Origin of the sequence: Sulfurimonas sp. (genome assembly GCF_023228785.1) — a bacterium.
In the GTDB taxonomy this organism is placed as follows: Bacteria; Campylobacterota; Campylobacteria; order Campylobacterales; family Sulfurimonadaceae; genus Sulfurimonas.
The window spans coordinates 37,622-52,721 of sequence record NZ_JALOAN010000016.1 but is presented as its reverse complement, the minus strand read 5'-3'; the positions used below and the strand labels follow the sequence as shown (position 1 = coordinate 52,721).

Genomic DNA, 15,100 nt, shown 5'->3' with positions numbered 1-15,100 from the left:
TCGCTAACATATCGCCAAATACGAGTTAGTGCGAAAGGTCCTAAAAACTCTTCATTTACCGCATAAACAGGGCAAACACTATAACAAGATCCACACAAGATACAGTCACTTTGAAGCTCATTTATCTTCATACTCTCTTGGCTTAAACTCATAGTCTTGGCTATAGAGCTTTGCCACGCTTTTGCTTTTGCATTGAACTCATAAGCTCTGTCCATATCTACAACTAAGTCACGAATAACAGCGGAGTTTTTCATAGGCTCTACAAAGTCACCATCTTTTACTTTATAGGCACAAGCCAAGACTTCTCTACCATTTACTCTCATAGAACAGCTTCCACAAATACTACTTCTACAACCACTTGAATATGAAAGCGTTGGATCTTGCTTCGTTTTTATCTCATTTAAAAGTTCTAAAAGTGTTGCATCTTCTAGATCTACATCATACTCTATATTCTTTTTTACTGTACTTGCTTCGCTAACATATCTCGCTATTTTAATCCTCATCTCTTACTCCACAAAGTCTGCATAAAGTAGATTGGCTTCTTTATATGTAATAGTGTGAGCCTTATAATCTACATCATTTTGCTCTGGTATGTCGCTTCTGTAGTGAGCACCACGACTCTCAGATCTATTTATAGCACACACTATTACGATCTCGCAAAGTTCAAGCATATTTGAAAACTCTATAAACTCTACTAAGTTAGTGTTATAAGCTTTTGTTTTATCCTTTGGTCCCATCAATGGTAACTCTTTTTGGATCTGATGAATTTGACAAAGGGCTTCTTTTAAGTCTCTATCATTTCTTGAAATCCCAGCATTGTTATAAAATATATTTCCAATAAATGCTCTTTTTTCATAAAAATCTATCTGATTTGTAAACTTTTTTACTTCCTCTACAAGATTTTTATCGCTCTGAGTTTGCTCATCTGTATCTATGGTTTTATCAAATATTTTTGCATACTTTGCCGCATTCACTCCAGCCTGTCTTCCAAAAACAACAAGTTCTAAAAGAGAGTTTCCACCGAGTCTATTTGCACCGTGAACTCTGTGATTTGCACACTCTCCCACAGCGTAAAGTCCTTTTATTTTTGTACTTGAGTCCTCATCTACTTCTATGCCACCCATAGTATAGTGTGCAACTGGTTTTATAGGAATGAGATCATAAACTGGATCTATATTTTCATAAAGTTTTGCTAATTTTCTCTCTTGAGGAAGCTCAGAGTTTATAAACTCCTCACCCAAATGGCGAATATCTAGAAAAACATTCTCACCCTTTTGGATCTCCATATCTATGGCACGAGCCACCTCATCACGAGGTGCTAACTCGTTAGTAAATCTCTCTCCCTTTGAGTTTAAGAGATAACCGCCAGCTCCTCTAGCACTCTCTGAAATAAGAATGGATGAACCTTTTAGTGCAGTTGGATGAAACTGAACAAATTCCATATCGCTAAGTCTCGCTCCTGCTCTAATTGCAGCAGCTAAGCCATCTCCAGTTGAGCTTGTTGAATTTGTTGAGTGCTTATCGTAGATCCTTGAATACCCACCAGTTGCAACTATGACAGAAGAAGCTTCGTAAGTCTCAACCTCTCCACTTCTTATATTTAAAAAAGTAGCCCCACCAATATATGCGTCTTCTTTTTGTGGTTTTTTAGTTACAAGATTTACAAGGCATCTCTCATTTAACATCTCAATACCAAGAGCGTTACATCTATCGTAAAGAGTATGAAGTATCTTTAAGCCTGTATAATCTTGTGCATAACAAGCTCTAGCAGCTGAGGCACCTCCTAAAGTTCTTTGAGCTATCTTTGCATCTTTAGTTCTTGAAAAACAGACTCCTATGCTATCTAACCACTCAACTGCCTCAGGCGCGCTCTCACACAAAAGTCTAACTGCATCTTCGTTTGCTATGCCACGAGCTGACATAAGAGTGTTTTCTATATGTGCTTGGACGCTATCTTGGCTTGCATTACCCAAAGCTGCATTGATACCGCCTTGAGCCATACAAGTCTGACTTCTTGTTGGATACTCTTTTGTTATAACTTTTACTTTAGCGCCCTGAGTGTGAGCGTTTATAGCAGCTACTAAACCTGCTCCACCTGCGCCTATTATCAACACATCACTTCTCATTTTCATCCTCTACTTCTAGCTTTATTATAAATACAGCGCCATCTTCATTATTTTTCACACTAATCTTGCCATCATGGTACTCTTCTATGATCTGCTTTGACATATAGAGCCCTAAACCTGTACCATTTTTTTCTAACTTTGTAGAGAAATACGGATCAAAAATCTTCTCTATAATATTTTCAGAAACCCCTAAAGCGTTATCTCCAATCTCTAAAACAACATTTCCATTTTCATCATAACTTTTTATCTTAATGAGTGCATCTTTTATCTCTTTTTCTACTAGCTGATCTCTTGCATTGTTTAAAAGATTTAGTATAACTTGCATAAACTCATTTTCATGAAGCTTTACAACCGCATCTGAGTGTAAGCTCATACTAATACTAATATTATTTGCATCCATATTGTCTTCTACAAGACTACAAGCTTTCATTACTACTTCATCAAGCTTCCTTAACTCTGCTTTTTTATTGGGCTTATAAAAGTCGCTAAAGTTTGAGATAGTTTGACTTAGATTTTGAGTGTTCGCTGCTATCTTGTCTAACTTTTGATGTACAAACTCTAAAAACTCTTCCCTTTGTTTTTCATCATTAAGATCAAACCTCTCTAGCTCTATAGCCATTCTAATAGCAATCTGCATCGAAGAGATAGAGCTAAGTGGTTGTTTCCACTGATGAGCTACCATGCTTAACATCTCTCCCATCTGAGCTAAACGAGCTTGATGCAGAAGATAAGCATCTTTTTTTAACACATCATTTACCGCATCAGCTACTTTTGTCTCTAGTGATTTGTTTAATCTCAAAAGTTGCTCTTGGAGTGTTTGAAGTTGTCTGTTCTTTTTCTTAAGCAGATAGTGTCTGTATCCAAATATCAGAGCTAAAACAAAAACAATAAGTAAGACATTTTTTAGATAAGCATAATCTGCAGTTCTTGTGTAGTTTATAGATACCCAATCATTTAAAACTTTTTGTATATCTTTTGGTTTTAGTTCATTTGCAATCTTTTGAAAAATTCCAAAAAGTACCTCATCATCTTTTTTAACCCCAAAACTAATCTTTATATCCTCTTCAAACTGCCCAGATATTTTAAGATTTGATTTTGAGTTGTTTTGCATATAGTAAGCCGCTGCCATCATCGCATCTATATGACCATAATATTTACCCTTTTGCACGCCCATAAAGCCCTCTTTTCTTGTAGGAACAATATGCAACCTTAGCTCTGGATATTTTTTTCTTATAGTTTCTACAAAAGAGTATCCCTGTGCTATACTAAACTCTTTATCAGAGACACTTCTTATATCTAAGATATAGTTTTTTGTGCTATCGGTTATGATCGCCAAAGAATCTGTAAAGTAAGGGCTAGTAAAATCAAGATACTCTTTTCTTGACTCTGTATTTTCTACTATTGGTAAAAAATCACACTTGCCCTCTTTTGCTAAAGAGAGTGTCTCTTGCCATGTTTTTGTCTCTATAAGTCTAAAGTTTATTGGCACACTTTGGGAAATTATATCAAGGACACCAGAGCCAATACCTTGTACTTCACCGTCATGTATAGCACTATATGGCAAAAAAGAGGGAATTGAACAAAGGCTTATCTCTTGTTTTTCTCTTAGATACTCATACTCTTTTGCATTTAAAATATTTGAGTCATTGTTAAAAATAAACTCTTGTATATCTATCTTATCTTGTGCTAACCCTAAAATCTTATATATATCAAATATTCTTAGAACTTTATCTTCATTTATCTCACCGAACTTCACACCATCTATAAAAGCTAATTTTTTTAGTTCATTTGCTTCATATCTTAGAGCTTCTATACTTTTGTTTGTAGGGTTGTACTTTTCATAAATTATTTTTATGCTTTCTTCTATATTATCAAATGCATATCTCCAACCTTTAAGTGATGCATCTCTAAAGTCTTTTACTCTTTGCTGGTTGTTTTGGATCTCTTTTTGAGATGTAAAGAGTAAGTCGCTATAAAAGTCAAAACCATCATCTTTTGGAGAAAAAACCCTATAGGGAATGTTCTTCTCTTGTAAAATAAATGTCTCATTTGTTGTATATCCAGCATACAAGTCAACTTTGCCATCTAAAAGGTCGTCAAAGTTAAAACTATGGTTTAATATCTTTATCCCTGACTCTTTAACTCCTCCAGACATTATCATAGCTCGTATAGAGGCAGCATCAGAAGCATCCCGTGTTAGCATGATTTTTTTACCTACAAAGTCTTTTACACTCTTTATATTTGTTATATCGGTGCTTATTAAAACGAATGGGGAAGATTGAAAGATTGCTGAGAGTAAAACTATTTTCTCACCCTCAGAACGAGATCTTATAAGGCTTGATCTACCAATGCCATAAGTCGCTCTAGAACTTATAACCTCGTTTACAGTATTCATATTTTTTTTGAATTTTTTTATCTCTACATCAAGCCCAACTTCTTCATAAAAGCCCTTCTCTTTTGCCATGTAGTAACCAGCAAACTGAAACTGATCCACCCACATAAGTTGGATCGATACTTTTTCTTTTGCTAGTAAAAGTGTGCTAAGAAGTGTTAAAAAAAGGAGTATGATTTTCATAGTTTTTATTATACCACAAGAGTTAGAAGGTAGTACCTTGTAACTCTGAGTCCTCCGGCAACTATAACAAACCAAACAAACTTAAGTCTTAAAACACCAGCTACTAGTGTTAGTGGATCTCCGATGATGGGAAGCCATGAGAAGAGCAGTATATAGTAGCCATACTTGTGTCCGTATTTTAAGCTTTTAGTTCCTGTTTTAGAACGCTCTAGTTTTGTTTTTGTTTTATCATATAGCCAGTAACCAAACCAGTAGTTTAGAGTTATGGCTAAGATATTTCCACAAGAAGCGAAAAAAATAGCACTTAGTGGATTCATATCATTAGCTAAAGCTGCAATAAATGCAACTTCTGAGGAGAAGGGAAGTATGGTAGCTGCAAGAAATGCAGATAAAAAGAGTGCTAGTTCATTCATACAAAAGCCCTCCTAAGAAGCCTTAGACTAAAGCGTGGAGTCTGTTATGTTTTTAGCTACTAACTCTATAAGTTTTTTTCTAGCTTCATTAGATGCCCAAGCTATATGCGGAGTTACATATAGTCTCTCTTTGTTTTTTACACTTAAAAATGGATGATCTTGTCTCATTGGTTCACTCTCAAGTACATCAAGTCCAAAATATAACTCTTTTTGATCTACTATTTTTGCAACTGCTTCTTCATCTATAATGCCACCTCTTCCAAGGTTTAAAATGATCGCACCATTTTTGCACTCTCTTAGCTCTTTATCTGAGAGTAAACCCTTAGTTTGTTCATTTAGTGGAGCGTGAATAGAAATAACATCGCAAGTCTTTAAAAGTGTTTGTAGATCTACTTGCATATAGTCTCTTGTAAGATTCTTGCCACTTGTAGAGTGGTAACAAACTTTTGCACCAAATGCAGATGCAATAGTTGCAACACCACGACCTATGCTACCAAGTCCTACAATCCCCCACTTTTTACCTTTTAATTCAAAAAATGGCTTAGACAAGTGTGTAAAAACAGGACTCTTTACATAAGAAGCATCTTTTACGAACTCATCATAATATCTTGAACTACCAAGTAGGTAAAAAAGCATAGAAAAAGTGTGCTGTACTACTGAGTCAGTTGAGTAACCAGCTACATTTTTAACTTCTATGCCTCTTTTTTTTGCAGCGTCTAGATCTATGTTATTCATCCCTGTTGCAGCTATACAAATAAGTTTTAAACTAGGTGCACAGCTCATAAGCTCATCGCCTATAACAACTTTGTTAGTAACTATAACAGTAGCGTTTGTTATGCGTGAGCTTGTCTCTTTAGGACTTGTCGTCTCATAGATCTCAACTTCGCCCAAGCTCTTAAAAACACTCAGATCTGCATCTCCAAATGTAAGTGCGTCCAATATTACTATTTTCATCTAAACATCCTTGATCATCTCTATAAGCTCTCTTGATCTCTCTAGTGCTTTTTGTGCCTCATCAAATACTAGTGCAACTGCTAATCTTCTCCCTTTATGAGTATCTGGTTTTGAGAAGATTCTCACATATGAGTTTTCACTAAAGAGTTCATCGTCTATCTCTAAAGTTGGTTTGAAGTTTTCAGCCTCTGATTTGTAAGCTGCAGAAGCTCCCTCTCCATAGAATGTAAACCCTAAAGGAAGTCCTAAAACAGCTCTTAAATGAAGTGCAAATTCACTTTGACTTTGAGTGATTAGTGTAACCATTCCAGTATCGTGTGGGCGAGGGCTAACTTCACTAAAGTAGACCTCATCGCCTTTTATAAATAACTCAACACCAAAAAGCCCACGTCCTCCAAGTCCATCTGTTATAGCCTTAGCCATCTCTTGTGATCTCTTTTTTGCAATTTCACTCATTTGCATCGGTTGCCATGAAAAAACATAGTCACCATCTCTTTGCTCATGTCCTATTGGCTCACAAAAAACAGTCTCTTTGCCGTTTCTTACAGTTAGCATCGTGATCTCATAGTCAAAGTCAACAAAGGCTTCAACTATAAGTTCACTAGCATCTCCACGAGCCTCTTTTGCGATCTCCCACGACTTTGAGACATCTTCTTTAGACTTAAGAACACTTTGACCGTGACCAGATGAACTCATAACAGGTTTAACCACACAAGGGTAACCCATTCTTTGCGATGCTTCTCTTAGACCATCTTCTGTAGTTACAAACTCATAAGCCCCTGTGTTTAAACCCAAAACTTCCGCTGCAAAGGTACGGATGTTTTTACGGTTCATAGTCTTTTGTACAGCTGATGCATTTGGAATAACATTGTAACCCTTCGCCTCTGCTTCTATGAGTGCATCTATAGAGAGTGCTTCGATCTCTGGGAGTATGAAGTCTGGTTTTTCACGCTCTACTATCTCTAAAAGAGCATCTTTATCTTGCATATTTACAACATAAGCACGATGTGAGACTTGATGAGCTGGTGCGTTTGGATATCTGTCTACTGCAATAACTTCAAGACCTAATCTTTGAGCTTCAATAGCCACTTCACGGCCAAGTTCGCCAGAACCTAACAACATTACTTTTTTTGAGTTTGATTTTAGAGGAGATGAGAATTGCATCTGAGATAATTCCTTTTATTATTATATTCACTAGAGGTATTGGGAAGCGATGCTTTAGCTTCGCATAGTGCAACTTAAAAGCATCTCTACGAGCTTAAAACCTCGCTTCCGAAAAAAAACACTCTTGTTCCCACGCTCTGCGTGGGAACACATATATCTTTGAGTAGCATATACAGACTCCCACGCAGAGCATGGGAGCCAGAGAAAAAAAACTGAATTTTTATAAAAGAAATTATATCAAAAGAGGATTAAAACTTATTGTTTTAATCCTATGAGAGTTTGTAGAAGTTGATCAGAGGTTGTAATGGTTTTACCATTTGCTTGGAAACCTCTTTGGATGATTATTAGCTGAGTCAGAGCACGTGAAAGGTCAACGTTTGATGCTTCTAAGGCTGCCGCTTGGATAAATCCACGCCCAGCAGTCGCCGCAGTTCCGATAATTGGATCTCCTGAGTTTGCCGTTTGGATAAAGATATTCCCACCCTCTACAGATAAACCTTCGTTATTTGTAAACTTCGCCATAGCAATTTGAGCAAGACCAAAAGAACGACCGTTACTAAATGATCCAACTAAAGTACCACTTTGATCGATTCTGATTCCAACTAGATCCCCTCCAGTATATCCATCTTGAGATATACCGGATGTAGCAGATTCTTTATCATAACTTGTCATGCCATCAAATGAATTTGCAGTACCAAAACTAAGAGTTACTTGCTGATCTGGAGCAGAACCATTATTTCCACTAAAAGAAACATTTGGTGGATTATAAGTAGATAACGATCCATCATTATTAAAACGGATAGAACCTGTTTTCTCATCATATGGTGCTACAGTGTCAATTGTTGCAGGAGGTGGAACTGAAAGTTTCATATCCCATGTACTACCAGTTGATATATTAAGGGCTGTCTTTCTAAACTCCATTCTAAGAGTATGCTTAGAACCCAATGAGTCAAAAATATCAATAGAACTTGAGTGTGTAGCGGCATTAAATCCTTGTGAAAATACTTTACCGCCACTTGCAGCTGGAAGAGTTGCATCTAATGCTTCCATACTTTTAGTAAAGTATGCATTTTTTGTTACACCAGGCTCAATAATAGCAGTAGTTTTTATGTTTAAAGTATAGTCATTTGCGCCACCACCTGGATTTGTAATCTCTATCTTACCCTGTGCATTAACAGATATTGATATATTATTAATGTCTGTTTCTATACCATCACCATTTGCATCTCTTGCATGTCTCTCCATCGCATAGCGAAGATCAGATATTGTTGTAAATGTTTTATCTGCATTTGGTGTAGTTGTCACTGAATTGGGGCTATATTGATATTTATAAGCCGTAGTTGATCCCTCAGTTGTTAAAAACCCACTACCTAAATCATTAGCAGCTATTCTGATATTGTGAGATGCTGCTTCACTCGCATTTGTATTTATAAGTGTCAACTGATTTGTAGTACTATCATAAGAAGCTGTAATACCTGTGATTGATGATTGAGCATCAATTGCAGCAGCATATTGATCACCATTTGTATCTTGATTACCAGTACTTGTTGAGTTAATAGTAACTATTGAACCATCATCCATTTCTAACTGAAGTGCCAAGTCATCACCAGCGGAAACTTGTGCAGCAGCGGTTGTTGTAGCATTTTGAAAGGATATCCAAACACCTTGATCTTCTTGTAAAGAGAATGCTTGTCCAACTTCATTAAACATTACACCTAAATCACCAGATGCTATAGGGTTTCCATTTGCATCTATTGCCGCAAGAGAGGCTGGAGGAGTTCCTGTTGGTAAACTTTTAACCTCATAAGCTGGTGAAATACTCTCAGTGCCAACTTTTGATCCTGAGTTAAGGTTTGCTTTTAAAACTACTTCTTGTGAAGCAAAAGCTGGAGTTGTAAGCCCTGGCGGTATGTTAATGTTTGTAATAGGTGCAGTAGAGTCAACCTTTCCTGTTACTGGATCTCTGAGCCAACCTTGAGTTATAAAACCATTGTTGTCAACAAAATTTCCTTTAGCATCAAACTTAAAGTCTCCTGCACGAGTGTATTTGTAAGTATTACCACCATCTGGAGAGACTATATAAAAACCATCTCCTTGAATTGCAACATCAGTATTTTTATCTGAGTTTTGAACAGAACCCTGTGAGAAAATTCTTGTCATTGAGCTAACAGTAGCACCAAGACCAACTTGAACAGGGTTTTTACCCCCGAGCTGACCTTGAGGAGCTGTAGCAATAGCTTGTGTTTGAGCCAAAAGATCTGAAAAGTTTGCACGAGAATATTTAAAACCTACTGTGTTAACATTTGCAATATTATTTGACTCAACATCCATCGCAATTTGATGTGATTGCAGTCCAGATACACCTGAAAATAGTGATTTTAACATCTTATGTCCTTTAATTTATTTCATAAATTTAAGGGAACCTAGTCCCATTTTATTTATAACGCCAAAGGAACAAGTCCCTTTGACTACGCTAACGCTTGGTTTCCTTCGGCAGGAAGCCCTCGGCACTTGTGCCTCTTTTCTTCATTCACTAAAATTTAAGGGAACCTAGTCCCATTTTATTTATAACGCCAAAGAGAATAAACCCTTTAGACGTTTTGTCTTTTTTTACTTACTAAATAAATAGCATTTAGTGTTCCAACTCTTTAGATATTTTATGCATCCATCTGTAATGCTTTTTGCATCATTTGATCTGCTGTAGTTACAGACTTAGAGTTTGCATCATACGATCTTTGAAGTATGATTAGATCTGTAAGTGCTACATCCATTCTAACATTAGAGTTCTCAAGATTAAAGTTTACAACATCTGTTCCAATGATGTTTTGTCCACTTGCATCTGTATAAAAAAGTGGCTCTCCACTATTGTTAGTTTGTCTAAAGTTTGCTCCACTAGCTCGCTCAAGACCCTGCTCATTTACAAAGTGATAGACTGCTATTTTACCTACACTACTCTGCATTCCATTTGTAAAAGTTGCAATTACCTCAGCATTTCTATTGATACTATAACCTCTTAGATCTCCACCTATGGTTCCATCTGAAATACTAGATGCACTTATTGCAAGGTTACTAATAGCTACGACACCATCAAAACCACTTCCCATGTCTATATTTATCTGTGCACCATTGTTGTCTATAGTGCTTAGTGTAGTAGAAATAAGCCCACCACTAGCATCAAAATCAGCTCTTCCTGTCTTTGTATCATATATCTCTGTGCCATCAAGCGTTTGTGTAGTAGCTACAACATCCCATTGACTACCTGGCAATACTTGTGGAATTATTTTTGTAAAAGAGAGCTTTAGATGATTTTTATTGTTTTGTGGATCAACTACACCTGCACCTATAGTTTGAACTCCATCTTCTGTTCCTATATTTCCTGAAAACTTTGCCATAGTAGAAGGCTCAGGTGGATATGTAAGATCTTTTGGAAAACGCAACTTCTCTTGAGTTCCAACATTACCTAGTTTTACTTCCCCTAAGATATTTGTTAGTTCATTGTTAGCATTTATATTTCCACCTAGAGTTCCTAAGACATAGTGTCCATCTGTTGTAACGAGATCACTATCTACATCAAAAGTAAAGTTTCCTGCTCGTGTGTACATAGTATCCGCACTTCCCGAGATCCCAAACCAACCATTTCCAACTATAGCTAGATCTGTAGATCTATCTGAGAGCAAGATACTTCCTTGCCCTTTATCCATAGAAGATGTACCTAACATCACTCCGTAACCGGTAGTGTCGTTAGTTGGCTTTCTTGATGTGGCATTTAGAGTCTCTTCAAAAATAGAAGAGAACTCTGGTCTATATCCACGAAACCCGATAGTTGAAATATTTGCAATGTTGTCAGATACAATATCTATGGCTGCTTGGTTACTCTTTAAGCCAGATATACCTGTATAAAAAGCTTGAGTCATCATGATAGTTAATAAACCTCTTTAATATTGTCAAGTGGAACATAGTTTGAGCCCACTTTTACAAGTGCTTTACCCTCTTCAAACCTAACTGCTTCTATAGGATAAGTTCCAAGTCTTGTAGTTTGAAGATCTCCTGCTTCATTTCTATAGCTTGCTGTTATATAGTATATACCGCTATCTGCACTACTGCCGTCGCTAAGCGTTCCATCCCAGTCAAACTGATAGACTCCTGCCTCTTTTTTATCTAAAACATTTCCATCTTTATCTTTCATATCTATATCTATTTTACCAACAACTTTACCCTCATTGTTTAGTATCTCTAGCGTTCCATTTTTTATCTCTTGAGGAAAATATACTTCAAATGAACTGTCTGAGCCTTTATCGTGTGCTATAGCATTACTTCCCAGGTCAGCTGTTTTACCAATTGCAGCAATAGTTGAGAAGTGCTGTGATGCACCAAGAGATGCAGCCAAATCAGAAAGAGCTTTGTTGGTGTTCTCAGATGCCTCAAGAGTAGCTAGTTGAGAAGTTTGAGATAAAATCTTCTCACTATCCATAGGCTCAGTTGGATCTTGATGCTGAAGCTCTACTAAGAGAAGTTTCATAAAATCATCTTTACCTAAAATAGTCTTATCTTTTACTGCCGCTGTTGTATTACCTACTGCTCCATGTGTTGCAATATTTTCACCATATGAGTTAATAGCCATAATATACTCCTTATTTTAATTACGCGTAGTATGGAACTACGATCTCTAGTGAGCTTAAAATCTCTTCGTTCTTATCTTCGTTTTCGAAGTAAGAGTACTCTTCATTAGCTCTTCTTTCATTTTGGCGATTTTGCTGCTGCTGACTTGCAGTTTGCTGTTCACTTCCTGAAGAGTTATTAAAGTTCAATGAAGCATTATTTATTCCACTATTATTTAACTGCACTCTCAACTCATTTGCATTCATTGAAAGCGTGTTAATTGCAGCGTTGTTTGAGCTAATATTTACATGCAGGTTTTTACCTCTTTGGATTATAGTAAGATCAACTTCTCCAAGTTTTTGCGGATTTAGTTGAAGCTTTACTCTTGTAAATGGAGATTTATAGTCTTCAATAGCCGTCTTTACATCTTGAGATAAGTACTTTATCATCTGCTTAGCTTCATTTAGTTTTACTTCTAAACTATCAGTTTTTAGAGCTAGCCCATCCAACTTTGAGTTCGAACTACTTTGCTCTAAATTTGATGATGCTTCTCCATGCAAAAGTCTCTCTAAATTTTTTGTTGCGTCAGATGTTGCAGTTGGAGCTATTACTCTCGCTGTTGCTACAGAGAAATCTGCCGTGAAACTCTTAGAGCTTTTGGCTTTTTCACCTTGAAGCAGTAACTTTAGTGTCTCATCTGCTTTCTCTTTTGGTGATTTTTGCTCTATTTTAAACTGCTTTGCTACTACTATCTGTTCTGTTGTATGCTCTTTTGCTTCAAAAGCCTTAAACAGAGGTGTTTTTTTTGTTACATCCACAACAACTTTTGCATCTATCTTTTTATCTTCTACTATATTTTGCACTTCGGTTTTTGCTTGAACCTTTTGCTCACTGTTGTTTTGTACTTTTGTATCACTTTTTACATCTAGTAGAGAAGTTTTTGATTTACTCCGCACCTCTTCTAGACTTAGTTTTGAGACATCAAAGCCAAAGTTTTTAGCCATTGCAGCTAAGCCTCTTAAAGTTTTTGGTAGATCTTTAGCTTCTGACCTTTTATATTCATCACTTTGTAAGATTTTAGACTTTAGATACTCTTTTGCATCTGAGACTAAGGCTTTAAGCTCTTTAGAGCTCATACCTTGAGTAAGTTTTGGGTTTAATTCTAAGGCTTCTTTTTGCTCACTCACAAGCTTTGTAGGTAGTTCGTCTTTGACTTTATCACCTTTTAAAAGAGAGAGAAGTGACTCTTTTTTAGAACTTATTTTTGAAACTATGCTTGGTGACTTTTCATTTTCTAGTGAGAGAACTATTGCACCATTTGCTGGTTTGTCTTTTGTAACAACACCCTTTAAGAGCTGTGAGAAAGATAGGCTCGGCTCTTTATCTGGAGTTGCAAGAGGAGATGATGCTTTAACATCACTTTTTGCATTTACAACAATCATCTTTTACTCCTTGCCTTTGTTTAGGCGATTTACAGTTATATAGCATTAATTATTCCAACAGATAAAATTAAATTTAAAAGATATATGATTTTGTCGATCTTAGGTTTATGAAAAAGATTTTTTTTTTAATTATTCCGGCTATTCTCTTTTCTCAAAGCCCATTTGATACACCAAAGAACAAGTCGTTTGAGTGTTTGGCTTTTGAGACAAAACAGAGTAGAGAAGCACTAGAGGCTGCAAAAAATCCTAAAGTAAATTGTAGATGGGTATGTGATAAAAAGATCTATAAAGAGCAGAAGATCTCAGAGGCTTTAGAGTTTTATAAAAACTCTAAAATATATAAGTTTGACTACTCAAGTATGTCTAAGTAGTCTATATCTTTTTTACAAAAGTGTTTAACACTGTTTTGAAGAACGGCCACAAGTTCATCAGCATTTTCTCCATCAACTGGATAGCTGATTAAAAAAGAGTTTAAAAAGACTCCAAACTTCTCATCAAGTTGTTTTTTAACTATCTCTGCACCATATTTATCTGTATAAGGAAGAACAAAAAAGTAATCTTTTTTATAGTTTGCTATAGTATCTGATGTTCTAAGCGTATCTGACAAGGTCTCTAAGATATTAACTTTTTGAGTTTTAGAAAAGTCACAATAGAGTATAGTAAAACTCTCTGCTCTGTTTTCATCAAGCCTTTGAGCTATACCAATATTTAAACGAAGCAGTTGTTTAAAGTCTGCAAATTGAAAGTGAATACCAGCCATAATAAAACTCCTAATTTAGTCAAGTTTTTAACTCTTTGTAGTATAGCCTAATCTATAAAATTGTAAAAGTTTCTATCTCTTGTCTTGAAGCGTATGGCGAGCTTTGCATCTCCTCTTTATCAAAAAGAAGCGTGTAAGTAGTTTCTGCTTGTGCCTTAGTATATGTCAAGATCACTTTTGCAGCTAATTTTTTATCTTCAACACTTGCATTTTTACTCAGTAGTGAATGAGGTCCGGGAATTCCAAGAGTTCTTATGTGGTAAAATTTATCATTTGCTAACTCTTGTAAGTAAGCATTTTCTTCTTTATTTCTTCCCACAACAAGCTTTGCCCCATCTGGCAGACGAAGGTGTCTTCCAAACTTCATAACTGGGATATCTTTTACTTCAAACTTATCATACTTTATAAAATCTCGCATCTTTTTCCCAAAGTTCTCATCGGTAAGCAGACATCCTCCACCAGGACTCTCAAAGTCAGCAAGTCCTATCTCCTTGGCAAGTTGAAGCTGTCTATCACGGCTTCGTCCACTAATGCCCTCTAGTAGCTCTCTATCTACCCAACCCTTTGTCTCAGCGATAGTTGGTTCTAATAATTTTGCCGACATTGGACGCAAAAGAAGTCCATCACAGTTACTCTCATTTAAAACAGTTTGAAGAGCATCTTTGTTTTGGCTCATAGGACGTTGACCTAAAACCTCCCCGCTTATTAAAAAGCTAGCACCCTCAGCTTCCATGATTCTTTTTGCAACTGCAAACATTTTTGCATGACAATCTATGCAAGGATTAAAATTTTTCCCATATCCATGCTTTGGACTAAAGAGCACATCTTGCAAAAATTCACTCTCTATATCTATGATCATAAGCTCAGCACCAACTTGATCACACATACTCTGCATATGATCCTGTCTATCTTTTGTACTTCCAAAACCCGTAGAAATATTTAGAGCCAATACTTCTATGCCTTGGTCTAGGATAAGTTTCATCGCTAATGTTGAGTCGAGTCCACCACTAAAGAGTGCTATCGCTTTCATATGCTGCCTTTTTTATTTTTATAATTTTACCATTATA

Annotated in this window: 13 protein-coding genes; 1 reads left to right on the top strand and 12 read right to left on the bottom strand. The window is 36.3% G+C overall.

Features of this window, described 5'->3' with window-relative positions; genetic code table 11:
- The 10 genes from M0Q24_RS05825 to M0Q24_RS05780 form a co-directional block, all read right to left on the bottom strand.
- On the bottom strand, nt 1–503 hold a 503-nt coding region (locus M0Q24_RS05825; protein WP_295048358.1), incomplete at its 3' end, for a 2Fe-2S iron-sulfur cluster-binding protein.
- Between the two features lie 3 nt (nt 504–506).
- On the bottom strand, nt 507–2,126 hold the full coding sequence (locus M0Q24_RS05820) for an FAD-dependent oxidoreductase (protein ID WP_295048356.1): 1,620 nt from the start codon (nt 2,124–2,126) through the stop codon (nt 507–509).
- Nucleotides 2,116–4,701, bottom strand: a complete 2,586-nt coding sequence (locus M0Q24_RS05815) for an ABC transporter substrate-binding protein (RefSeq protein ID WP_295048353.1) — start codon at nt 4,699–4,701, stop codon at nt 2,116–2,118. The genes M0Q24_RS05820 and M0Q24_RS05815 overlap by 11 nt, the downstream gene beginning before the upstream one ends.
- A gap of 8 nt (nt 4,702–4,709) precedes the next feature.
- Nucleotides 4,710–5,114 (bottom strand): YqaA family protein, encoded by a 405-nt coding sequence (locus M0Q24_RS05810; protein WP_295048351.1) that lies wholly within the window; start codon nt 5,112–5,114, stop codon nt 4,710–4,712.
- 27 nt (nt 5,115–5,141) lie between these two features.
- Nucleotides 5,142–6,068: a D-2-hydroxyacid dehydrogenase gene (locus M0Q24_RS05805; RefSeq protein ID WP_295048349.1), complete on the bottom strand. Its 927-nt coding sequence runs from the start codon at nt 6,066–6,068 to the stop codon at nt 5,142–5,144.
- The gene (purT, locus tag M0Q24_RS05800) at nt 6,069–7,232 is read right to left on the bottom strand and encodes a formate-dependent phosphoribosylglycinamide formyltransferase (protein ID WP_295048347.1); all 1,164 of its coding nucleotides are present in this window, start codon (nt 7,230–7,232) and stop codon (nt 6,069–6,071) included.
- A 255-nt stretch (nt 7,233–7,487) separates the two neighbouring features.
- Entirely contained in the window at nt 7,488–9,617 is a 2,130-nt protein-coding gene (gene flgE / locus M0Q24_RS05795; protein WP_295048345.1) for a flagellar hook protein FlgE, read from the bottom strand.
- Nucleotides 9,618–9,889: 272 nt separating this feature from the next.
- Nucleotides 9,890–11,149, bottom strand: a complete 1,260-nt coding sequence (locus tag M0Q24_RS05790) for a flagellar hook-basal body complex protein (protein WP_295048343.1) — start codon at nt 11,147–11,149, stop codon at nt 9,890–9,892.
- A 5-nt stretch (nt 11,150–11,154) separates the two neighbouring features.
- Nucleotides 11,155–11,853 (bottom strand): flagellar hook capping FlgD N-terminal domain-containing protein, encoded by a 699-nt coding sequence (locus tag M0Q24_RS05785; RefSeq protein WP_295048340.1) that lies wholly within the window; start codon nt 11,851–11,853, stop codon nt 11,155–11,157.
- A 19-nt stretch (nt 11,854–11,872) separates the two neighbouring features.
- Nucleotides 11,873–13,273, bottom strand: a complete 1,401-nt coding sequence (locus M0Q24_RS05780; protein ID WP_295048338.1) for a flagellar hook-length control protein FliK — start codon at nt 13,271–13,273, stop codon at nt 11,873–11,875.
- A 107-nt stretch (nt 13,274–13,380) separates the two neighbouring features.
- On the opposite strand from M0Q24_RS05780, the gene M0Q24_RS05775 reads away from it, so the two are divergent.
- A complete protein-coding gene (locus tag M0Q24_RS05775) occupies nt 13,381–13,644 on the top strand; it encodes a hypothetical protein (protein WP_295048336.1) in 264 nt (87 codons plus the stop codon).
- On the opposite strand, the gene M0Q24_RS05770 is transcribed toward M0Q24_RS05775, so the two are convergent.
- Together M0Q24_RS05770 and M0Q24_RS05765 are read right to left on the bottom strand one after the other, a co-directional pair.
- Nucleotides 13,623–14,033, bottom strand: a complete 411-nt coding sequence (locus M0Q24_RS05770) for a hypothetical protein (protein ID WP_295048334.1) — start codon at nt 14,031–14,033, stop codon at nt 13,623–13,625. The two genes, M0Q24_RS05775 and M0Q24_RS05770, sit on opposite strands and share 22 nt — an antisense overlap.
- 52 nt (nt 14,034–14,085) lie before the next feature.
- Complete coding sequence (locus tag M0Q24_RS05765) at nt 14,086–15,063, bottom strand: argininosuccinate synthase domain-containing protein (RefSeq protein WP_295048332.1); 978 nt, start codon at nt 15,061–15,063, stop codon at nt 14,086–14,088.
- Nucleotides 15,064–15,100: the final 37 nt, after the last annotated feature.